The 21,827-nt window shown below is 60.5% G+C and carries 14 protein-coding genes; 4 read left to right on the top strand and 10 right to left on the bottom strand.

Annotation, left to right across the window (positions count from 1 at the left end; translation table 11 throughout):
• Window positions 1–34: 34 nt before the first annotated feature.
• The 8 genes from AC3IUA_RS09640 to AC3IUA_RS09605 form a co-directional block, all read right to left on the bottom strand.
• A complete protein-coding gene (locus AC3IUA_RS09640) occupies window positions 35–865 on the bottom strand; it encodes an ABC transporter permease (RefSeq protein ID WP_489360349.1) in 831 nt (276 codons plus the stop codon).
• A complete protein-coding gene (locus AC3IUA_RS09635) occupies window positions 862–1,785 on the bottom strand; it encodes an ABC transporter ATP-binding protein (RefSeq protein WP_489360347.1) in 924 nt (307 codons plus the stop codon). The genes AC3IUA_RS09640 and AC3IUA_RS09635 overlap by 4 nt, the downstream gene beginning before the upstream one ends.
• Window positions 1,782–3,092, bottom strand: coding sequence for a nitrous oxide reductase family maturation protein NosD (locus AC3IUA_RS09630; RefSeq protein ID WP_489360345.1), 1,311 nt, complete (start codon window positions 3,090–3,092; stop codon window positions 1,782–1,784). The genes AC3IUA_RS09635 and AC3IUA_RS09630 overlap by 4 nt, the downstream gene beginning before the upstream one ends.
• A 28-nt stretch (window positions 3,093–3,120) precedes the next feature.
• Window positions 3,121–5,040 carry a TAT-dependent nitrous-oxide reductase gene (gene nosZ, locus AC3IUA_RS09625; protein ID WP_489360343.1) on the bottom strand — a complete coding sequence of 640 codons (1,920 nt, stop codon included), beginning with the start codon at window positions 5,038–5,040 and terminating at the stop codon, window positions 3,121–3,123.
• A 54-nt stretch (window positions 5,041–5,094) separates the two neighbouring features.
• A complete protein-coding gene (gene nosR, locus AC3IUA_RS09620; protein ID WP_489360341.1) occupies window positions 5,095–7,278 on the bottom strand; it encodes a transcriptional regulator NosR in 2,184 nt (727 codons plus the stop codon).
• A gap of 116 nt (window positions 7,279–7,394) precedes the next feature.
• Window positions 7,395–8,783: an oxygen-independent coproporphyrinogen III oxidase gene (gene hemN, locus AC3IUA_RS09615; protein ID WP_489360339.1), complete on the bottom strand. Its 1,389-nt coding sequence runs from the start codon at window positions 8,781–8,783 to the stop codon at window positions 7,395–7,397.
• Window positions 8,780–10,153 carry an oxygen-independent coproporphyrinogen III oxidase gene (locus tag AC3IUA_RS09610; protein ID WP_489360337.1) on the bottom strand — a complete coding sequence of 458 codons (1,374 nt, stop codon included), beginning with the start codon at window positions 10,151–10,153 and terminating at the stop codon, window positions 8,780–8,782. The genes hemN and AC3IUA_RS09610 overlap by 4 nt, the downstream gene beginning before the upstream one ends.
• A 101-nt stretch (window positions 10,154–10,254) precedes the next feature.
• Entirely contained in the window at window positions 10,255–10,698 is a 444-nt protein-coding gene (locus AC3IUA_RS09605) for a CopD family copper resistance protein (RefSeq protein ID WP_489360335.1), read from the bottom strand.
• Between the two features lie 557 nt (window positions 10,699–11,255).
• Between AC3IUA_RS09605 and AC3IUA_RS09600 the strand changes: the two genes are divergently transcribed.
• Entirely contained in the window at window positions 11,256–11,951 is a 696-nt protein-coding gene (locus AC3IUA_RS09600; RefSeq protein ID WP_489360333.1) for an N-acetyltransferase, read from the top strand.
• 2,833 nt (window positions 11,952–14,784) lie between these two features.
• Here AC3IUA_RS09600 and AC3IUA_RS09595 read toward each other — a convergent pair.
• Both AC3IUA_RS09595 and AC3IUA_RS09590 read right to left on the bottom strand, forming a co-directional pair.
• Entirely contained in the window at window positions 14,785–15,420 is a 636-nt protein-coding gene (locus tag AC3IUA_RS09595) for a response regulator transcription factor (protein ID WP_150804561.1), read from the bottom strand.
• A gap of 4 nt (window positions 15,421–15,424) precedes the next feature.
• A complete protein-coding gene (locus tag AC3IUA_RS09590; RefSeq protein ID WP_489360331.1) occupies window positions 15,425–17,701 on the bottom strand; it encodes a PAS domain-containing sensor histidine kinase in 2,277 nt (758 codons plus the stop codon).
• Between the two features lie 217 nt (window positions 17,702–17,918).
• Between AC3IUA_RS09590 and AC3IUA_RS09585 the strand changes: the two genes are divergently transcribed.
• The 3 genes from AC3IUA_RS09585 to AC3IUA_RS09575 all read left to right on the top strand — a co-directional run bounded on the left by AC3IUA_RS09585 (window position 17,919) and on the right by AC3IUA_RS09575 (window position 21,821).
• Complete coding sequence (locus tag AC3IUA_RS09585) at window positions 17,919–19,541, top strand: acyl-CoA synthetase (RefSeq protein ID WP_489360330.1); 1,623 nt, start codon at window positions 17,919–17,921, stop codon at window positions 19,539–19,541.
• A gap of 283 nt (window positions 19,542–19,824) precedes the next feature.
• The gene (locus AC3IUA_RS09580) at window positions 19,825–20,151 is read left to right on the top strand and encodes a DUF485 domain-containing protein (RefSeq protein ID WP_489360328.1); all 327 of its coding nucleotides are present in this window, start codon (window positions 19,825–19,827) and stop codon (window positions 20,149–20,151) included.
• Window positions 20,151–21,821 carry a cation acetate symporter gene (locus AC3IUA_RS09575; protein WP_489360326.1) on the top strand — a complete coding sequence of 557 codons (1,671 nt, stop codon included), beginning with the start codon at window positions 20,151–20,153 and terminating at the stop codon, window positions 21,819–21,821. Before AC3IUA_RS09580 ends, AC3IUA_RS09575 begins: the two co-directional genes overlap by 1 nt.
• Window positions 21,822–21,827: the final 6 nt, after the last annotated feature.

The raw sequence follows: 21,827 nt of genomic DNA, 5'->3' as shown, positions 1-21,827 counted from the left end.
CGTCAAGTACTCCAGAAAAGCCTAAAGTTGAAAATCATGTCGACCGCCGACGAAACAGCAGGTAGGCCAGCCCCAGGGGCACCGCGACCCACAGCGCCAGGCACAGCCAGAGCATCGAGCCCGGCATCGGCAAGTCGCTGCCCAGTGCCAGCACGCCAACGCCATTGGCGCTGGCCTCGAAACCCGAGAGATTGATCAGCCGATACACATCGGCGGGATTGAGCAACAGCAGCCAGGGCAGCAGTTTCGGGCTGAACTGGCCTTCGCTGAGCACCAGCAGCGCCAGCAAGGCCAGATCGAATACCAGCACGAAGAAGAACCACACCCCCAGTGCCAGACCGGCCGCGGTGGATTTCTCCGCCGAGACACTGCTCAGCACATAGGCCAAGCCGAGAAAGCCCCAGCCGAGCAAGGTCGAAGACAGCATGAAGCGACCAAAGGCCCAGAGCAGCAGGCTCAGTTCGACGTCATCGACCAGCACGGCGATCGCCAGCATCGCGCAGCCGAAACCGATCAGCGTCGCCAGGGCCAGGATCAAGCCATGGCCAACGAACTTGCCGAGCAGGATTTGCCCGCGTCCAAGAGGATAGGTCAACAACAGCAACAATGTGCCGCTCTCGTCCTCGCCGACTATCGCGTCATAGGCCAGCAGCAAGGCAATCAGCGGCATCAGGAAGGTCGCCAGGCTGGCCAGGCTGGCGATGGTCGCCGGTATCGAGGTGAAGCCCAACTGCCCGGAGGCCGCGGCGCCCAGCCAGGCAATGCCAATGGCCAACACGGCGAATAACAGGCTGATCGCCAGTAACCAGCGGTTACGCAAGCCATCACTGAACTCCTTGCGGGCCATGTTCCAGATCGGCTTCATAACGCCCCCTCAGTCGCTGCCACCGCGGCGCGGCCCATGTAATAGCGGTAAATATCTTCCAGGGACGGTGGATGGATTTCCACGTCCGCCGGGCTGTCTTCTGCCAGTAGCTGACGCAACAACCCGAGCTTGTGACCATTGCGCGCGGCCACTTGCAGGCCTTCTATCCCCCAGCGTTGAGTGGCATGCCCGGCATTGCTCCAGCGCTGCTGCAATTGCCCGGCGCGCTTGAGCCCGCTGCTGCGGATCAGCGTCGGCAGGCCGGCCTCCTCGCGCAGGCTGGCGAGGCTGCCGAGGGCCAGCAGTCGGCCCTGGGTAAGAATCGCCGCGCGATTGATATGCGCCTCGACCCCCGGCAGTACGTGGGAGCAGAGAATGATGCTGGTGCCCTGGCCGCGCAGGCGGTCGAGCAATCGATAAAGGTCCTGGGTCGCGATCGGATCGAGGCCGACGGTCGGCTCGTCGAGCAGCAACAGGCGCGGCTCGCCGAGCAAGGCTTGAGCCAGCCCCAGGCGTTGACGCATGCCCTTGGAATAGGTCTTGACCCGACGCTGCGCCGCGCCCGCCAGGCCGACTTCTTCGAGCAAGCTGTCGACCTGGGCGACCGGCGCCCCCTTGAGCCGGGCGAAATGGCGCAAGGTCTCCAGACCGCTCAGCTGTGGGTAAAAGGTCACGTTCTCCGGCAAGTAGCCGAGCAGCCGCCGCACCTGCGGATCGCTGGGCAGCCGGCCGAACACCTGGACCTGCCCTTCAGTGGCCTGGAGCAGCCCGAGCACCAGTTTCATGCTGGTGGTCTTGCCCGCGCCGTTGTGCCCGAACAAGCCCAGCACTTCACCTTGCGCCAGGCTCAAGTTCAGTTCATGCAACACCGTGGTGTGCCCGTAGCGCTGGCTGACGCCTTCGATTTCGACGACATTCATGACACAGGCTCCTGGGTCAGGGATTGAGTGGGTGCGTTCATCAGTGGATGGCTGTCCATCACTCCCGGCGACTTCATCACCGGAAAGGCCCGTTGCACCCAGCGCAGCAATTCGATCCCGGGGCTGTTCATCAACAGCCGCACCTGCGGGTACAGCCACAGCAGGCGGTCGACATTGTCGTTGGGTTCATAGGCGACATCGCCCAGGCCATCGTCGTTGCGATCCCAGCCCAGGTAGTCGCTCCAGTAATTGCCGCGGCCATCCACCGACCATTCCTGCAAGCGGGTGGCGACGTACTTGACCTGGCGCTGGTTGCCGACAAACGAGTTGTCGGCGATGCGGTTATCTTCTGAGCCGGCGGTGAGATGAATGCCCACCGCGCTGCGCTCGAAGCGGTTGTGTTCGATGCTGTTGAACAGCGAGTTGTAAATGAACAGCGCCTTGCCCTCGGCGCCGCTGATCATGCTGTCGCCGGTAGAACCGCCGTCGCGCACGTCAGTGACGATGTTGTCGCGCAAGGTCGAATAGGTGATGTAGTTCATCAGGATGCCGTAGTTCTGATCCTGTTCGGAGCGATTGCCGATCACCATCAGCTTGCGGCTTTGCATCAAGGCATAGCCGGTGCGGGTGCGGCGGGTGGTGTTGTCGAGCAGCTGGTTGTCGTTGGCAAACATGTAGTGCACGCCGTAGCGCAGGTCTTCCAGGGTATTGCCCTGCAGCAGGTTGCCGCTCGAGGTGTCGATGTAGATGCCGTCGCGGGTGTCGCGGACATGGTTGCCGATGACCTGGGCGCCGTGCACCGCATACAGATGAATGCCGTTGCCACGGTCCTGGGAGCGCATCGCCGGATCGCCCTGGATGTGGTTGTCGATCAGGCTTACATCCGGGGTTCTATCGACCCAGATACCGAACCCCTGGCCTTGCATCCGGTTGCCCAGGATCTGCACACCACGGGCCTTGGGCTGGATGAACAGCGCAGCGTTCATGGCCGTCATGTCGTGCCCCCAATCGACAAAGGTGCAGCCTTCGATCGTGACGTCGGGCGCGCTGATGATCAAACCGTTGCCCTGCCCCTGCCCCTGAAACACCGCTCCCGGCTCGCAGAGAATCTTCATCGGCTGATCGACGCTGAACGAACCCTGATACTCCCCGGCCGGCAGGCGCCAGCGTTGCTCGCCATCGGCTTGCAACGGCAGTGCGGTGATGGGTTGCACCGCCGCCCCGACGCTGCCCGAGAGCGCCAGCAGTACAAGCGCAATGAGCTTTATCCGGGATCCGTGAACCGGGGTTTCCTTGATGTCGGCCATTGAACCTGTACCCCTGGAGTGACGACCGTCAGGCCCGTTCGACTTTCATGCGGCCGACCATTTCCATGTGCAGCGCATGGCAGAACCAGCTGCAGTAGTACCAGTGCAGGCCGGGCTGGTCGGCGATGAAGGTGATCGAGGACGTCTGCTGTGGGCTGATTTCCATGCTCACGCCATGGTTGGTCATGACAAAGCCGTGGGTCACGTCTTCAATCTGGTCGATGTTGGTGATGGTCACGGTGACCTCATCGCCCTGTTTGACGGTGAACTCGGGCATGCCGTAGGCCGGGGCCATCGAGGTCATGTAGACCCGGACTTTCTTGCCGTCGCGGATGACTTTGTTGTCGGTTTCCAGCTTGACCCCGTCCTTGGCGGCGATGGCCACGGTTTCGGCGAAAAACGGGTCGTTGCGGTCCCAGATTTTCTTGGTCCTGATCTGGTCGCGACGGGCCATGATGCAATCGTGGGGTTCGGCAAACGCCGGGCCGTCATGCACCAGTTTCATCTCCTCGCCGGAAATGTCGATCAATTGATCGTTTTCCGGGTGCAGCGGGCCGGTCGGCAGGAAGCGGTCCTTGGAGAATTTGCTCAGGACCATCAGCCATTGGCCGTCGGCCTCCTTGGTTTCGGTCAGCGAGGCATGGTTGTGGCCGGGCTGGTACTGCACGTCGAGTTTCTGCTTGATGTAGTTGACCTTCTCGCCGGTGTAGGCGCGAACGGCTTCTTCGACGTTCCACTTCACCACCTGGCTGTCGATAAACAGCGTGGTGTAGGCATTACCGCGACCGTCGTAAGTGGTGTGCAGCGGACCCAGACCCAGTTCAGGCTCGCCGACCACCACCTCGCGTGGGTCCTTGAACTTGTCGTTGAACAGGTCATCGAGCTTGGCGATGGCAATGATGGTGCAGGTGGGCGAAAGCTTGCCGTTGGCAATGAAATACTTGCCGTCGGGCGAGGTATTGAGGCCGTGGGGGTTCTTCGGTACCGGAATATAACGGGTGAACTCGCTGTCTTTGCCCTCAGTTTTACGACCGTCGACCACCGGCACTTTCGAATCGCCCACGGTGATGAACTTGCCGGCCTTGATCGCCGCTTCGATGCGCGGAATGTTGAACACCACCACCCAGTCGCGCTCGTTGCGCATCATGCCGCCCAGGTCGTAGGCCTTCTCCGAGTTGTAACAGGTCGAAGCCGCATACTTGCCGGTGTAGTCGGCATCGGTGTTGTCCAGGTTGCCGTCGACTATGACCTGGAACGCCATCTCCATTTTCTCGCCATCGATGGCGTTGAACATGGTGTAGCTGTTCTTGTCCTGCAGGTCGAAGGTGCTGCCGTCATTGGGGTGCGGAATGACGAACTCGGCATTGGCGAACACGTACTTAGTGTACGGCACTTTCTGCAGGCGCAGACCGTGCACGGCCTGCACATTCGGTACGGTGAGCATCTTGTCGCATTTCATGACATCCAGGCGGATGCGCGCGACCCGGCTGTTGGCCTTGTCGTTGATGAACAGGTATTTGCCATCGTACTTGCCATCGGTCAAGGACAAGTGCGGGTGGTGGCAGTCGCCGTTCTGGAACCGCGCGCTATCGCCCATGATCCGCTTGCTTTCGTTGGTCATGCCCCAGCCGGTGGCGGAGTCGACGTTGAACACCGGAATGCGCAACAGCTCGCGCATCGACGGGATGCCCAAGACCCGTACTTCGCCCTGGTGACCACCGCTCCAGAAACCGTAGTACTGGTCCAGCTCACCCGGCCCCACGTGGATCTTCGATTTCGACTCCTTGGCCGCCGCCGCCCAGGATTCACGGGTGAATACCGCGCCGCCGATGGCCGTGGCACCGGCCAGCACCGCACCGGTCACCGCGCTGGTGCCGAGAAAGCCGCGTCGGCTCAGGCCAGCAGGTTCCGCTGCTTCAGCTGGTTTTTTGGATTCTGTGTCGCTCATGAGGTGCTCCTTGAGGGAATAAAAACAGTCACTGCGGACGCGTGCTCGCGGGCTTCATTCAAGAGCCGTCACTTCCACCACAGGTATCAGTTGCGCGCCCACCGGTGCGGCCTTGCCGCGTTTTTTCTTGCGCTTGTTGATCAGCGGCGGGCATTTGTGATCGTTGTTCCAGGTCATCTGGCAATCGAGGCAGTAATGGCACTCGTTGGCATTGATCCGGCCATCGGGATGAATCGCCTGGATCTCGCATTCCTTGGCACAGAGTTGGCAGGGGTCTCCGCAGTCCTTGCGCCGCTTGAGCCAGTCGAACAGCCGCAGTTTGGTCGGAATCGCCAGCGCCGCGCCCAGTGGGCAGATGTAGCGGCAGTAGACCTTGCGGGTGAAGATATTGATGACCAGCAGCGCCACCGCGTAGAGCACGAACCACCACTGGCGGTCGAACCTGAGGGTGATGGCGGTCTTGAACGGCTCCACTTCGGCGAACAGCTCGGCAGTGGACATCGACTCCAGGGAGACGCCGAACATCGCCAGCAGGATGATGTACTTGATCGCCCACAGCCGCTCATGGACCGCGAACGGCAATTCGTACTGGGGAATCTTCAATTTGCGCGCGGCTTCGTTGATCAGTTCCTGCAAGGCGCCGAACGGGCACAGCCAGCCGCAGAACACCCCGCGGCCCCAGAGCAGGATGCTCGCGGCGGTGAACACCCAGAGCATGAAGATCAGCGGATCGGTGAGAAACAGTTCCCAGCGGAAGCTCTCGAACAGCGCATGGACGAACGTCAGCACGTTGACCACCGACAGCTGCCCGAGGGCGTACCAGCCGATGAACACTACGGTAAACATCAGGTAGCCACGGCGCAGCCAGTGCAGAAACCGGGGCCGGCGGGTGAAGGTGTCCTGCAGGAACAGGATCACTGTGAGCAGCAACAGTGCCGCGCCGAGGACCAGGATCTGGAACTGTTTCTGATACCAGATGGTCACCCACATCGGCCGGTTGGCTTCCTCGATGGCCGCCAGTTCTTCGGCGCTGGGCAATGGCCGCAGGAGGTATTGCTCGGGCATTTGGTAAGGCACTTCGAAGCTGCTGAAGGTGCCACTGACCGGGCCGGTCTGACGTCGCACCAGCAGCTCCAGGGACCAGGCTGCTCCCGGATCGAACCTGGCGGGCTCACGCACAATGAAAATCGACATTTCATTGAACTCGGGCATGCCTTTGGCGAACACGTCGTCGAGCCGTTGGTGGTCCATGTCGCGAAAGCTGATGACGTTACCGAACTGGCGCAGTTGCACCCGATCGAAGATCCCGCCGCGCACATAACCCGAACCTTTATAGGAAAACAGCCCGCGCCCCAGTACGGCGATGGCCTGCTCGCCGGGTTTGAGATCCTGCATGAGGAAGCGGTACTGATTGTCGCCCAGCAGATTGCGGCCGATGGTCGGCGGATTCAGGTCGGCGACGTAGAGTTCGATAAAGGTCTCATCGACTTGCTCGGCACTGGCGTTGTCGATACCTTCAGCTTCGGTGCCCTTGAACGCCGCGTCGACCTGGCCACGGGTCAGGTTCAAGCGGCGGATGGCGCCGTTGCCGGTCAGTTGCTCCCAGGTGGCGGGCTCGAAAAGGTCCTTGCGCACGCTGGCGGGTTTCTGCGCCAGGCCGGCCTTGTCCTCAATCAGCTTGAGCGATACGGCCACCTCATGGGCAGCACGCATGATCACCTCATTGACCACCATCGCCGTGACGGTCGCGCCCGCGATCGCATCCACGGTGACTGCGTTCGGGTCGCTGGAGTGGCCGACGACCACCCGCTGGCTGACCTTGATGCCCTTGTATTTGGCGCTGAAGTCATGGAGTTTTGCTTCGGGAATGCCGATCAGCAGAATCGGCTCATGGTGCTCCAGCACGTAGGCATCCTGAATGACGCCTGCGCTGTCGAGAATCACCTGGGTATTGATCGGCTTGCCCGAGTAGGCCGGGATATCGACCACGTCCAGGCTCTGGAACACATAACCTATGACCTTGCCGGCCGCCGACAGCGTGCGTACATTGAACTTGCCTTCGGGTGCGGACACCGAATCGGTCTGCGGGAAGATTTTCTCGATGCGCTGCTGTTCGATGTCGCCGTAGGATTTGGCCTGGACGGCCTCGAAGGTCACGAACATCAGTGCGAGCATCACCAGCAGCCCGACGCTCCAGGAGCGCAGGTTGCCGGGTATCGAGGACTGATGGCTGTTCATGGACACTCTGACTTCAAAGGCGGGGGTATTGCCGTCATGTTAGGGAGCGTTGCGCTCCCTTGCCTTGATTGAAATCAACTGAATCCCTTTTACCCCTGCGCAACCGCAGCGTCAGGTCAAACGGTGCGGGAAAACCGGCCTTTCTGCTCGTCACCCAGATAAGCGTCAAACGCCATTGCGGCGCTGCGCATCATCAAATGGCCCTGGGGCAACAGCTGCAGATAGTCGTGGTGAATCTCCAGCAGCCCATCGCGAACATGCTCTTCAAGCTGCGCCAGCGCATCGGCAAAGTACTCGGTGAAGCAGATGCCATGCCGCGCCTCGAACTTGCCGAAATCGATCCGCCCGTGGCACATCAGGTCGCTGATCACCTCGCGACGCAGCAGGTCGTCGGCGTTCAACCGGTAACCTCGATGCACCGGCAGCAAGCCCTGATTCAGGCGCGCGTAGTACTGCGAAAGCTCCTTGACGCTCTGGCTGTAGCTGTCGCCGACCTTGCCGATCGAAGACACCCCAAGGCCGATCAGATCGCAGTCGGCATGGGTCGAGTACCCCTGGAAGTTGCGTTGCAGGGTGCCGTTGGCGCGGGCCAGGGCCAGTTCGTCGTCCGGCAAGGCGAAATGATCCATGCCGATATAGACATACCCGGCCGCGGTCAGTCGGCGGATGGTCAGCTCGAGCAACTCCAGCTTGCGCTCCGGTGGCGGCATGTCTTCAAGGCGAATCAAGCGTTGTGCGCGCACCATCTGCGGCAAATGGGCGTAGCTGTAGGCGGCGATCCGGTCCGGGCGCAGGGCGATGATCTTGCCCAGGGTGACATCGAAACTGGTTACGGTCTGCAACGGCAGGCCGTAGATCAGATCGACGCTGACCGACTTGAATCGAGCCTCGCGAGCGGCGGCGACCAGCGCATAGATCTGTTCTTCGCTTTGTAAACGATTGACGGCCGCCTGCACGTCGGGATCGAAGTCCTGGACGCCGAAGCTCAAGCGATTGAAGCCCAGCTGGCGCAGCGATTGAATCTGTTCGGTGCTGATGGTGCGCGGGTCGACCTCGATGGAAAATTCATGGTCATCGCTGTCATCCATGTCGAACGCTTGATGCAGGCACTCCATCAGGTCAGCCAGTTGCTCGCCGGTCAAGTAGGTTGGCGTGCCGCCGCCCAGGTGCAGTTGCGTGAGTTTGCGACTGCTGTCGAACAACGCCGCCTGCATGAGGATTTCACGCTTGAGGTACGTCAGGTACTCGACGGCGCGATGGGTCTTCTGGGTGATGATCTTGTTGCAGGCGCAGTAATAGCAAAGGCTTTTGCAGAACGGGATGTGGATATACACCGACAGTGGCTTGGGCACATCTGCCTGGTTGCTGTCCTGTGCGGCCCGCTGATAGTCGTCGACGGCGAACGCCTGATGGAACTGCGGAGCCGTGGGATAAGAAGTGTAGCGCGGCCCTGGACGGTCATATTTTTCGACCAGGGCTCGATCGAACTCAAGGGAAGTATTCATGATGGGATCGACTCCTGGTGGGGGTTAGTGCCGTGATCGCCCACGTCCTTTGCAAACAGATTGCAGATGGCATCCACTTCCATGCGCCCGGCGGGCAGTATGCAAATAAATCGCTCCGACAGCTCGATCAGCCCGTCGCGATTCAATTGCTCGAGCAGCGGCCAGACCGATGAAAAGTACTGGCGGAAAATCAGTCCGTAGCGGGTTCCGATGGCCTGGATATCCAGCTCCAGGTCACAGGTCAGGCGTTCCATGACCATTTGCCTGATCTGATCCCCCGCCTCACAGCGCCAGCCGCGACAGGTGGGTAACTGGCCGGCGTCCAGCTGTACTTGATAGTGCTCCAGATTCTCGGTGTTTTGTGCATACAAATCGTCGATCTGACTGATGGCCGACAAGCCGAAGCCGACGTGGTCGCAATAGCCATGGCTGGTAAAGCCCTGACAGTTGCGACGCAAGCGACCGCGTTCCTGGGCCATCGCCAGGTCATCATCGGGCCGGACAAACTGCCCCAGGCCGATGTAGTGATAACCCGCCACACTCAACTGTGCAAAGCAGGCCTGGCGCATGGCGGCTTTATCGTCCTGGCTGGACAGTTCCCTGACTTTATCCCCGCTCAGCAGTCGATAACGCTGCGGCGCATCGCTGTAGTCGAAGACCTGAAACCGGTCCGGCTCCAGTTCGATGATGGTCGCCAGCTTCAACTCGAAACTTTCTGGTGTCTGCCATGCATGGCCATACCCCAGGTCAACGTTGATCGATCGATAGCCGAAGGTGCGAGCGGCATCGATCAGCGAATGAATCGGCGCCGGGTTCTGATAGCAGGAGATTGACAGTTCACTGTCTACGCCGATATCCGGGACGCCGATGCTGACGTGATTGAAGCCCTGGTCGCGAAGCAGGCCCATGGTCGACCAGTCGGTGTGGTGGAGATCCACCTCGATGCTGTAGTCGCCGCTTTCATGGTCGAGAAAGTTGAACCGGCTGCGCAGATGCCTCATCAGCCGCTGCAGATGGGCAATCGCCGGAGTACCACCCGCCAGGTGAAATTGCTCGACCCGCTGCTCCGCTCCCAGGTGACAACCGACCAGGTCGATCTCGCGCTCCAGGTGCTGCAGGTAGTTGTCGACATCGCTGCACTTGCAGGAGACGTCGAGCAGGGAGCAGGAGGAAGACCGCAAGTTGGACGGCAACTGCACTGTCAGGGACAGCGGGCGTTGCTTCTGGCGACTGCCACGCACTGCCCGAAGCAGGTCCAGGGAACCGATGCCACCATGAAACTTCTGGGTGTCGGCATGGCAGCCAGGATCGAGCACGCCTTGATCGCGCCGAATGCTCAGCTCGCTGGAGGGGTGGAATAGGTCGAACATAGCGGTCTCCGAGGCAGGCTGCGGATGACCAGTTTCCGGGTTTAGCGCTTTGTGCTCCTTGACTTGCATCAAGCACTTGCAGGACAGGACCGCTGGCTCGCTTACCACGTCAGGAAGAACATGCCCTTGGCCAGCAGCACAATAGCGACCATATGGCAGAACAGGCTGCCATGAATGAAGTGCAGGTAGCGGGCATTCATGCGCCCGCTTTTGAACAGGTACATGGCGCCCAGGAAATGCAGCAAGACGCTGGCGGCAAGAATGATTTTCAAGGTCAGCAAGGTGCCGAAGGACGACGCCAGTGGCGCGCCGAGCGCCGGTAGATAACGTAGCCAGGCCATGCCCAGCCCCGCGCCAAACAATACCAGCAAGACCCATGGCATCAGACTTCGGGCGCGGCGGCCGATTCCCTGCTCGACCAGGTGCATCACGTTGGCAGGAACCTGTTTGCGAATGTTTTCCAGAAACAATATTTCGAAGAACACCGTTCCGATAAAGATCAGCGCGGCGAACAGATGAACGGTCAATAACAGTGGATAGATCATGGTTTTACCCGCCTTCAACACCGAGGGTGGCGCAATAACGGGCCCGGCGCGCGTGCAACGGGAGACGCTATGCACGGTATTGTTACGCTTTGCCAATCGTTTCGACCTTGACACGGATCAACATCGCCAGGATGACAAGCGCCTAATACGTGGCTCTTGGCGGGTATGGCGAGCCCTGTCCCGAGCCAGTCTCAAATCGTTACATATTTTGAAACAAATACTCAGATCGGCCATTGCTATTAAAAAGCCACGTTGATCTATACCACTTCAAGAGACTCCAACAACCTGATTCACCGCTCGTAGCGAGGCACGTCGACAGGGACATGAGCGGATTCTCGAGGTCAATGCCTGATGCCGCCTCCCGGACCTGCAACTGTTTGCAGTCAGTCAGGTGGGCATCGTCACACACTCGGTGGAGCTGGCGTGGGGATTGCTCTGATAAAGCCTTGTTCAGGCCTTTTTTAACTCTGTGCTCCAACCCGTCAGGCAAGCGTTTGCGCCTCGCGCGGTTGCGCCTGACTGCCATTTCATCTATCACGCATTATCTGGGAGGCTCCATGAGCGCATTGCAGAAGCTATGTGGAAGGATCAAACAAAAAGGCCTGCGCCGTACCTTCAATACGTTGTGGGAGCGTTATGTGTTCTTCCACTGGGAGCTGCTGTGGATGGAACGCGACCTGGTTACCCCGGTGCCGCCGTACAAGCTCAGGCCCTATTCGGGATTGCGCCAGGTGAACATCGATACGCAGAATGCCGATGCGTTCGCCAAGCATTTTGGCGACCGCGTGGAAACCATGCGCGAACTGGCCGCCGAAGGTCATACCGGGCACATGTACCTGGATGAGCAAGGGGACGCCATCGCCTTCATCTGGGGCAGCAAGCGCAATTACCATGATCGTCACTATTACGGCTGCTGGTTCCCGGTCAAGGAAGGCGAGTTTTTCGAGTTCGGTGGCGAGATGACGCGACCTTATTTCGGCACCGCTCTTTCAGTCGATGCCCAGCTCGCCATATGGCAGGCCATGCAAGCGCAAGGTTGCAACAAGGTGGTGGACGTCTGCGAGACGCACAACATCCCGGCGCTCAAACTGCACATCCGCATGGGGTATCACGAGCAGGGTCGGGTCATGCATGTCTATGGCTTGTTCGGGCGCTGGCGCTTCTTCCGCGAAACCCGCTACACCGGCTCGCGACTTGACCCCCTGCGCAAACCGGGACGCCCTACCATCACTGCTTCGGTTCCAACCACATGACCAGACCGGCCAAGGATTGATGCCGGCAGGGCCGGCTTCATCGCGGGCGATCCGACTTGCTCGCGATGAAGGCGGCCTGTCTCTTGAGGGTATACATATCCATTTCTGCGGTAACGGCCACTAATCGCTCTTACAGCGACTCACTTTTCCAGACGCCGCGTAGGAGCTGCCGCAGGCTGCGATCTTTTGATCCTGGCGTTTGGTCGGTGTACCTATCCATTTCTGCGATAACGGCCACTTAGGGTTTCGCTCTTACAGCGACTCACTTTTCCAGACGCCGCGTAGGAGCTGCCGAAGGCTGCGATCTTTTGATCCTGGCGTTTGGTCGGTGTACCTATCCATTTCTGCGATAACGGCCACTTAGGGTTTCGCTCTTACAGCGACTCACTTTGGCAAACACCGCGTAGGAGCTGCCGAAGGCTGCGATCTTTTGATCCTGGCGTTTGGTCGGTGTACCTATCCATTTCTGCGATAACGGCCACTTAGGGTTTCGCTCTTACAGCGACTCACTTTTCCAGACGCCGTGTAGGAGCTGCCGCAGGCTGCGATCTTTTGATCCTGGCGTTTGGTCGGTGTACCTATCCATTTCTGCGGTAACGGCCACTTAGGGTTTCGCTCTTACAGCGACTCACTTTGGCAAACACCGCGTAGGAGCTGCCGCAGGCTGCGATCTTTTGATCCTGGCGCTTGGTCGGTGTACCTATCCATTTCTGCGATAACGGCCACTTAGGGTTTCGCTCTTACAGCGACTCACTTTTCCAGACGCCGTGTAGGAGCTGCCGCAGGCTGCGATCTTTTGATCCTGGCGTTTGGTCGGTGTACCTATCCATTTCTGCAATAACGGCCACTTAGGGTTTCGCTCTTACAGCGACTCACTTTGGCAAACACCGCGTAGGAGCTGCCGCAGGCTGCGATCTTTTGATCTTGGCGTTTGGTCAGTGTACCTATCCATTTCTGCAATAACGGCCACTTAGGGTTTCGCTCTTACAGCGACTCACTTTTCCAGACGCCGCGTAGGAGCTGCCGCAGGCTGCGATCTTTTGATCCTGGCGTTTGGTCGGTGTACCTATCCATTTCTGCGATAACGGCCATTTAGGGTTTCGCTCTTACAGCGACTCACTTTTCCAGACGCCGAAAAGTAAGCAAAAGGCTTCGCCCCGGCGTTCGGCACCTCGCCAAGGCTCGGTGTTCCCTCGCTCCGGTATCCATCAGGGGGCGCCGCAATGCGGCGTAGTCAGCTGCGCTGACGGCGCTACGCGCCACCCCCCTGATGGACACCTCCACTCGGCCTGCCGAAGGGGCGAGTAGATCAAGATCAAGATCAAGATCAAAAGCCAGAGCCAGAGCCAGAGCCAGAGCCAGAGCCAGAGCCAGAGCCAGAGCCAGAGCCAGAGCCAGAGCCAGAGCCAGAGCCAGAGTATCCTGCAGAGGCAATCTACATCGCGTGCATTCACAAGGAACCGGTCGGCTGTCAGGCCGCATTCGCGAGCAAGTCGGATCGCCACACCGCCGCTCCCACATTAGATCGGCGTACACACGACCAAACAAACAGGCCGGCCGGTCGGCCGCCTCGCTTTTGCCTTTGATCTACCCGCCCCTTCGGCAGGCCGAGTGGAGGTGTTCATCAGGGGGGTGGCGCGTAGCGCCGTCAGCGCAGCTGACCCCGCCGCATTGCGGCGCCCCCTGATGGACACCGGAGTGAGGGAACACCGAGCCTAAGCGAGGTGCCGTACGCCGGGGCGAAGCCTTTTGGTTACTTTTTGGCGTCTGAAAAAGTGACACGCCGTAAGGGCGGAACCCTAAGTGGCCGTTACCGCAGGAATGGATAGGTACACCGACCAGACGCCAGGATCAAAAGATCGCAGCCTGCGGCAGCTCCTACGCGGTGTTTGCCAAAGTGACACGCCGTAAGGGCGGAACCCTAAGTGGCCGTTACCGCAGGAATGGATAGGTACACCGACCAAATGCCAGGATCAAAAGATCGCAGCCTGCGGCAGCTCCTACGCGGTGTTTGCCAAAGTGACACGTCGTAAGGGCGGAACCCTAAGTGGCCGTTACCGCAGGAATGGATAGGTACACCGACCAAATGCCAGGATCAAAAGATCGCAGCCTGCGGCAGCTCCTACGCGGTGTTTGCCAAAGTGACACGCCGTAAGGGCGGAACCCTAAGTGGCCGTTACCGCAGGAATGGATAGGTACACCGACCAAACGCCAGGATCAAAAGATCGCAGCCTGCGGCAGCTCCTACGCGGTGTTTGCCAAAGTGACACGCCGTAAGGGCGGAACCCTAAGTGGCCGTTACCGCAGGAATGGATAGGTACACCGACCAAATGCCAGGATCAAAAGATCGCAGCCTGCGGCAGCTCCTACGCGGTGTTTGCCAAAGTGACACGCCGTAAGGGGCGGAACCCTAAGTGGCCGTTACCGCAGGAATGGATAGGTACACCGACCAAATGCCAGGATCAAAAGATCGCAGCCTGCGGCAGCTCCTACGCGGTGTTTGCCAAAGTGACACGCCGTAAGGGCGGAACCCTAAGTGGCCGTTACCGCAGGAATGGATAGGTACACCGACCAAACGCCAGGATCAAAAGATCGCAGCCTGCGGCAGCTCCTACGCGGTGGTTGCCAAAGTGACACGCCGTAAGGGCGGAACCCTAAGTGGCCGTTACCGCAGGAATGGATAGGTACACCCTCAAGACCTAGGCCGGCTGTCAGGCCGCCATCGTGAGCGAGTTCGCACACATTAGATCGTCGGTGTATCCACTCTCTGCGCCACACAGCAGATCCCCTGCTCGCGATAGCGGTCTATCAGCTGACAAATTCACGACAGGGTTCAGCGCAACTTCAGCGGATCGACCATTTCGGCGACGATGGCCATGCCTACCAGGTCTGGCAGGTTGTCCGCCTGCATGCGCTTCATCACCCGCGAGCGATACAGGTCGACGGTTTTTGCGCTGATCCCCAGTTGCTCGGCGATTTCCCGGGTGGTGTAACCCTGCACCAACGGCAGCATGACGTCGCGCTCGCGGGGTGTCAGGCTCAGCAAGCGAGCCTGCAACTGCGCATGGCCCTCGCTGCCCGAGCGGTTTGCGTCGAAGCTGCTGAGCGCCTGTTGCACGCTGTCGAGCAACAGTTGTTCGTTATAGGGCTTTTCGATGAAGTCATGGGCTCCGGCCTTGAAAGCCCGGACCACGATAGGTACGTCGGCATGCCCGCTGACGAAGATGATCGGCAGCTTCAGCTCACGGGCACGCATCTCTTCCTGCACATTCAACCCGCCCATGCCGGGCATGCGCACATCCAGCAACACGCAGGCGTTGAGCCGGACATCACAGGCATCGAGGAAGGCCCGGCCACTGGTGAAGGGCAAGGCCTTGAGCCCGACCGACTCGAGTAACCAGACAGTCGAATCGAGCATCCCCTGGTCATCGTCGACCACATAGACCACCTGCTCTGCCACAGCTGCCATTGCATTACTCCTGTTGTTGTTTTGTAGGTCCGGCAAGCGGCAAGCGACAACTCATCAGCAGCCCGACGGGCTGGCGCCGGGCTTGCAGCTCACCGCCGAAGCCTTCGATGATGCTGCGGCTCATCGACAAGCCAAGTCCCAGGCCATCGGCCTTGCTGGTGTAGAACGGGGTGAATATGTGTTCCAGCTGAGGCTCGCTGACGCCCGGCCCCTGGTCGACCACGCTGATTTCCACGCCTGCGCCACTGCCCTTGTGCGCCGAGAGCACAATCAGCGAAGGCTGCCCCGGATGCTGCTCGCGGTTGGCGTCGATGGCATTGCGCAACAGGTTGAGCAGTACTTGCTCGAGCAGCACCCGGTCGGCATAAATCGGCGGCAGATTATCCGGCAGGCGCTCCTCGATTACCACTTGGCAATTGCTCGCCTCCCAGGCACACAGGCGCACCGCCTCACGGGCGACTTCGGCGACGTTGAGTGCCTGCATGCGCCGCTGGCCCTTGCGCAGGAAGGCCCGCAGCCGGCGGATCACCTCCGAGGCATGCGTGGCGTGCAAGGTGATGCGTTCCAGACCCTGTGCCACCCGTTCGGCGGCCTGCGGATTGGTCCCCAGCGCCTGCAAATAGCGCTGGCTGGCATTGGCATAATTGACCACCGCCGCCAAAGGCTGGTTGATTTCGTGGGCAATGCCCGAGGCCAGTTCACCCAGGGTCACCAGCCGCGCGGTGTGCGCCAGTTCGTCCTGATGGTGACGCTGTTGCACTTCGCGCAGTTCACGTTCGGTCATGTCCCGCGCCACCAGCGAGTAGTAGCGCTCGCCACCGGCCGCGCGATGGGCCAGCAGCACCAGTGACACCGGAACCGAGGCGCCGCCACCGGGCGGTTGCAGTCGCGCATCGCTGCTCCAGACGCCGTTGCGTTCCGCGCTGCTCCAGCCTTCGCGCTGCAGGCGCGTCAGATCATCGTTGGCAAAGAGTTCGGCCAGCACCGGCATCGGCTGCTGCTCGTCGAGCCGCAGGGTGCGCCGTGCAGCCGGGTTGAGGTAGGTGACCTGGCCCGCGGGATCGATGAACAACACCGGGTCGGTGTTGGCTTCCACCACTTCGGCCAGCCGTCGTTTGTTCTCCTCGGCCTGGACCCGGGCAGTGATGTCGCGCGAGACGCTGACCACCTCGACCACCGCGCCGGTGTAGGTTTCACGGATCGCCCGGCTCGCCGTCTCGAACCAGAGGTAATGCCCGGCACGATGACGGATGCGGTAGGTCATGGTGTGATAACCGTCCTGCTCCAGGGCATCGCGCGCGCGCTGGACCAGGCTGGCCAGGTCCTGGGCATGGAACAGGCCTTGGGCCATTTGCCCGCGCAGCTCTTCCGGCCAGTAGCCGAGCAGCGTCCAGGATGCCGGCGAGGCATCGAGAAACCGCCCGTCCGGGGTATGCCGGGAAATCAGGTCGGTGGTGTTCTCGATGATCAAGCGGTACAGCCGGCGCGCCTTGGCCGCCTCGCGCTCGGCCAGCACCTGGGCGGTGGCTTCCCGACAGCGGGCGAGCACGCGGTGGTCCTGCGGATCGGGAATAAAGGTCCAGATCAATATCTGCGCCTCGAACTGCGCCTCGACCCCGTCGATAGCCCGCTGCTGGTCCAGACAGGCACGCACCAGCACCCGGTGATTGACCGGTAAAAAACCCAGCACATCGGTCAGCGGTTTCTCGGCCAGCAGGGCCAATAGCGCAGCATTGAATTCCAGCGGCCGGCCCTGCGCATCGAGCAGCAGACTCGGTTGCGGATCGTGGCCCAGCAGCGGCGAGCCGCGCAGCATGCCGTTGACGCTGCTCAGCAGAGTGGTCAACAAGTCCTGCACCCAACCCAGCCAATCCAGGCTGACGCCCTCGTGCACTTCCACCAGCAGCAGCCCCGCCTGACCCGGCTGCAGCGCCAGATCAAACACCTGGCCATGGCTGATGGCCGCCCGGCGCAGACGACCGGACAACCAGCAGTCGAGCCGACGCACCTGGGCCAGATCCAGTCGCCCCTCTTCGACCAGTCGTTCGAAGAGCAACTGATCGCTGGCCAGCAACGGGTCTCCCAGGCCCGGCGGCAAATGCTGGGCAGCCCCCTCATGGCTATAAATGTGCGCCTGCGGCTGCCAACTCAAATACACCGCCCGACGCACTTCGGGGCAATCGAGCAGGGCCCGGCACAAGGCATCGGCCCGGGCGGCCAGCGAAACACCCTCGCGCTGCAGGCGCAACCAACTGTGCAATCGAACGGGAGTGAGGCTCATCGCGGGTCCACTTTGTCAGGAAAACCAAGCATATACCGACCCCGGAGGGATGACTGAATTCATTTAGCACACAAAGAATCAAATATAGTATTAATACTATACGACTCAGGTTGTACTTCCATACCCAATGCTAATTGTTATATAAAGCACACCGGACATGAGTTGACCTCAGCGAGGCCAGCTACAGAGCTAACAATCAGCCACCGAGTACCCGTACATGTCGATCTTCGAACAAGGGCTAGCCCCTTCGGCTGTCAACCATATTGCGTTGTCTCCACTGAGCTTTCTCGAACGCACCGCCAGCGTTTATCCGCACTATCCCGCCGTTATCCATGGTTCGATTCGCCGTACCTGGGCACAGACCTACACCCGTTGCCGGCGCCTGGCCTCGGCACTGGCCGGTCGCGGTGTCGGCAAGGACGATACGGTGGCGGTGATGCTGCCCAACATCCCCGAGATGCTCGAAGTGCACTTCGGCGTGCCAATGATTGGCGCCGTGCTCAACCCGCTCAACGTACGCCTGGATGCCGAAGCCATTGCCTTCATGCTGCAGCATGGCGAAGCCAGGGTGCTGATCACCGACCGCGAGTTCCATGATGTGATCCATGCCGCGATCGGCATGCTCGATCACCCGCCGCTGGTGATTGACGTCAACGACCCGGAATACGGTGAAGGCCAGGCCGTCAGCGATCTCGATTATGAAGCGCTGCTGGCCGAAGGTGATCCACAATTCGACTGGCAATGGCCAAGTGACGAATGGCAAGCCATCTCGCTGAACTACACCTCAGGCACCACCGGCAACCCTAAGGGCGTGGTCTACCACCATCGCGGTGCTTACCTGAACTCTTTGGGTAACCAGATGATCTGGGCCATGGGTAACCATCCGGTGTACCTCTGGACGCTGCCGATGTTCCATTGCAATGGCTGGTGCTACCCATGGACCGTCACCGCCCTGGCGGGCGTGCATGTATTCCTGCGCCGCGTCGATCCACAGAAGATTCTGATGATGATTCGCGAGCATCAGGTGACTCACCTGTGCGGTGCTCCGATCGTCCTCAATGCACTGGTCAACATGCCGGAGGCGGCGAAAGCGGCCATCGATCATCCGGTCAACGCCATGGTTGCAGGTGCCGCGCCGCCGGCCAAAGTGATTGGTGCCGTGGAAGAAATGGGCATCAAGGTCACCCACGTCTACGGTCTGACCGAAGTCTATGGTCCGGTGACCCTCTGCGCCTGGCATGCCGAGTGGGATGAGTTGCCATTGGAGGAACGGGCGCAGATCAAGTCCCGTCAAGGCGTGCGCTACCCGACACTGGAAGGCGTGATGGTGGCCGACTCGACCACACTGGAGCCGACTCCGCGCGACGGTCTGACCATCGGCGAAATCTTCATGCGCGGCAATACCGTGATGAAGGGCTACCTGAAGAACCCTACCGCCACCGCCGAAGCCTTCGAAGGCGGCTGGTTCCACACCGGCGACCTGGCGGTCTGTCATCCCGACGGGTATGTCGAGATCAAGGACCGGCTCAAGGACATCATCATCTCCGGCGGCGAGAACATCTCCACCATCGAGCTTGAAGGTGTGCTGTACCGCCATCCGGCCGTAATGGAAGCCGCAGTGGTCGCCCGTCCCGATGAGAAGTGGGGCGAAACGCCCTGCGCCTTCATCACGCTCAAGACCGATCACCAGGATACCCGCCAAGCCGACATCATCAGTTTCTGCCGCGAACACCTGGCCGGATTCAAGCTGCCGCGCACCGTGGTCTTCACCCAGCTGCCGAAGACCTCGACCGGCAAGATCCAGAAGTACGTGCTGCGGGAAATGGCCAAAAACCTCTAACCCCCGACATTGATTGGTGGCCTGTACGGCTAGTTCGTTAGATCAAATTCGGATGCCAGAAGTCCATAGCCAAGGCGCTGTGACGAGTCATAGCCCGCTATGGCGAGGAACAGCAACGCAGGATATGGGCTCGGCAACGAAGTTGACTAACAGAACTGGCCACACAGGCCACTAGAGCCGCGGCAGCGTTTTACCTGCCGCTTTGGGGTTGTGCACGCCGAAATCGGCCAGGCACCCGCCCCGCCCCCACACATTGACAACAAAAACAAAGGTGGAGCCCACAATGAGCGACATTCATTCAACCGATACCCAGCGCTGTGAGCGCATCCGGAGCAACCCGAAATTCCTCCAGCTGGTGAAGAGCCGTTCACGCCTGGCCTGGTCGCTGAGTGCCGCCGTGCTGGGCACCTACTACGTGTTCATGGCGGTGGTGGCTTTTGCTCCGCAGTGGCTGCATGCACCGCTCGCCAGCCAAAGCCTGATGACCGTCGGCATGCCGGTAGGCGCGGCGATCATCGTGTTCTCCTGGCTACTCACCGGCTGGTACGTCCACAGCGCCAACAGCCGTTTCGATGCACTGGGCGCGGCAGTTCTCGAGGAGAGCAAGTAATGAGCACGCTCCGTAAGCTGATCCTCGCAGGCGCGGGCCTGCTGCCCGCCTCCGTGGTACTAGCCGCGCCGACGCTGGGCGCGGTGGAAAAACAACCGCTGAACCTGCATGCCATTGGTATGTTTTTCGTGTTCGTCCTGGGCACCCTGCTGATTACCATGTGGGCGGCGCGCCAAACCAGATCCACCGCGGATTTCTATACCGCTGGCGGTGGCATCAGCGGTTTCCAGAACGGTCTGGCGATTGCCGGTGACTACATGTCCGCCGCGACCCTGCTAGGGCTTTCCAGCCTGGTGTTCGCCAAGGGCTACGACGGTTTCATCTATACCATCGGCTTCTTTGTCGGCTGGCCGATCATCACCTTCCTGATGGCCGAGCGTCTGCGCAACCTGGGGCGCTACACCTTCGCCGACATCGTTTCCTATCGCCTGGACCAGAACAAGGTGCGGATCTTCGCCGCGTTCGGCTCGTTGACGGTGGTGTGCTGCTACCTGATCGTGCAGATGGTCGGTGCCGGCCAGTTGATCAAATTGCTGTTCGGTCTCGACTACCCGGTAGCGGTGGTGATCGTCGGCGCGCTGATGCTGGTGTATGTGATCTTCGGCGGCATGATCGCCACCACCTGGGTACAGATCATCAAGGCCGTGCTGCTGCTTGCCGGCGGTACGACCCTGGCGGCCATGGCCATGTCCCGGTTCGGCTTCAGCTATGAAGTGCTGGCGACCAAAGCCATTGAAGCCCATGCCAGCGGCTGGAACATCATGGGCCCCGGCGCGATGCTCGCCGACCCGATCAACACCGCTTCGATGTCCCTGGGCCTGGTATTCGGCATCGCCGGCCTGCCGCACATCCTGATGCGCTTCTTCACCGTGCCCAATGCCAAGGAAGCGCGTAAATCGGTGTTCTACGCCACCGGTTTCATCGGTTTCTTCTTCCTGGTGGTCTGCACCCTGGGCTTCGCGGCGATGGTCATCATCGGCACCGACCCGCAGTACTACGTCAACGGCGAAGTGGGTGGCACCTTGATTGGCGGCGGCAACATGGTCGCCATGCACCTGGCCAGGGCCGTGGGCGGCAACCTGTTCTTCGGCTTCCTCTCGGCGGTGGCCTTCGCCACTATCCTTGCGGTGGTTTCCGGCCTGGCCCTGGCGGGTGCCTCGGCGATTTCCCACGACCTCTACGCCACCGTCTTCAAGAAAGGCAAAGCCACCGAGAAGCAAGAGATGCGCGTGACCCGCATGGCCACCGTCGCTCTGGGCGTCATCGCCATTTTGCTGGGCATCCTGTTCGAGAAGATGAACGTCGCGTTCCTGGTCGGCCTGACCTTCGGCATCGCCGCTTCGACCAACTTCCCGGTGCTGATCATGGCCATGTACTGGAAAGGCCTGACCACCAAGGGCGCGATCATCGGCGGGTTCGCCGGACTGGTCTGCGCACTGGTGCTGGTGATCCTCTCGCCGGCGGTCTGGGTCACCGTACTCGGTCATGCCAAGGCGATCTTCCCCTACGACCATCCGGCACTGTTCTCCATGCCGCTGGCCTTCCTGGTGATAGTCGTGGTGTCGAAACTCGACCGCAGCGTGCGGGCGGACAAGGAGCGTGACGCCTACGCCGACCAGTTCGTACGAGCACAGACCGGCCTCGGCATAGCCAGCGCCTCCAACCATTGATCGACA

The organism is Pseudomonas sp. KH_050 (assembly GCF_057838875.1).
Note: the sequence above shows the minus strand (reverse complement) of the source record. Positions and strands in the feature narration are given on the sequence as shown.

What these genes read in the sequence shown, in the direction of transcription:
- nosR (WP_489360341.1), bottom strand. Translation starts at nt 7,278, where the DNA reads ATGAACAGCCATCAGTCCTCGATACCCGGCAACCTGCGCTCCTGGAGC.
- AC3IUA_RS09590 (WP_489360331.1), bottom strand. Translation starts at nt 17,701, where the DNA reads ATGAGCCTCACTCCCGTTCGATTGCACAGTTGGTTGCGCCTGCAGCGC.
- AC3IUA_RS09595 (WP_150804561.1), bottom strand. Translation starts at nt 15,420, where the DNA reads ATGGCAGCTGTGGCAGAGCAGGTGGTCTATGTGGTCGACGATGACCAG.
- AC3IUA_RS09585 (WP_489360330.1), top strand. Translation starts at nt 17,919, where the DNA reads ATGTCGATCTTCGAACAAGGGCTAGCCCCTTCGGCTGTCAACCATATT.
- hemN (WP_489360339.1), bottom strand. Translation starts at nt 8,783, where the DNA reads ATGAATACTTCCCTTGAGTTCGATCGAGCCCTGGTCGAAAAATATGAC.
- AC3IUA_RS09600 (WP_489360333.1), top strand. Translation starts at nt 11,256, where the DNA reads ATGAGCGCATTGCAGAAGCTATGTGGAAGGATCAAACAAAAAGGCCTG.
- AC3IUA_RS09575 (WP_489360326.1), top strand. Translation starts at nt 20,151, where the DNA reads ATGAGCACGCTCCGTAAGCTGATCCTCGCAGGCGCGGGCCTGCTGCCC.
- AC3IUA_RS09610 (WP_489360337.1), bottom strand. Translation starts at nt 10,153, where the DNA reads ATGTTCGACCTATTCCACCCCTCCAGCGAGCTGAGCATTCGGCGCGAT.
- AC3IUA_RS09635 (WP_489360347.1), bottom strand. Translation starts at nt 1,785, where the DNA reads ATGAATGTCGTCGAAATCGAAGGCGTCAGCCAGCGCTACGGGCACACC.
- nosZ (WP_489360343.1), bottom strand. Translation starts at nt 5,040, where the DNA reads ATGAGCGACACAGAATCCAAAAAACCAGCTGAAGCAGCGGAACCTGCT.
- AC3IUA_RS09640 (WP_489360349.1), bottom strand. Translation starts at nt 865, where the DNA reads ATGAAGCCGATCTGGAACATGGCCCGCAAGGAGTTCAGTGATGGCTTG.
- AC3IUA_RS09630 (WP_489360345.1), bottom strand. Translation starts at nt 3,092, where the DNA reads ATGGCCGACATCAAGGAAACCCCGGTTCACGGATCCCGGATAAAGCTC.
- AC3IUA_RS09605 (WP_489360335.1), bottom strand. Translation starts at nt 10,698, where the DNA reads ATGATCTATCCACTGTTATTGACCGTTCATCTGTTCGCCGCGCTGATC.
- AC3IUA_RS09580 (WP_489360328.1), top strand. Translation starts at nt 19,825, where the DNA reads ATGAGCGACATTCATTCAACCGATACCCAGCGCTGTGAGCGCATCCGG.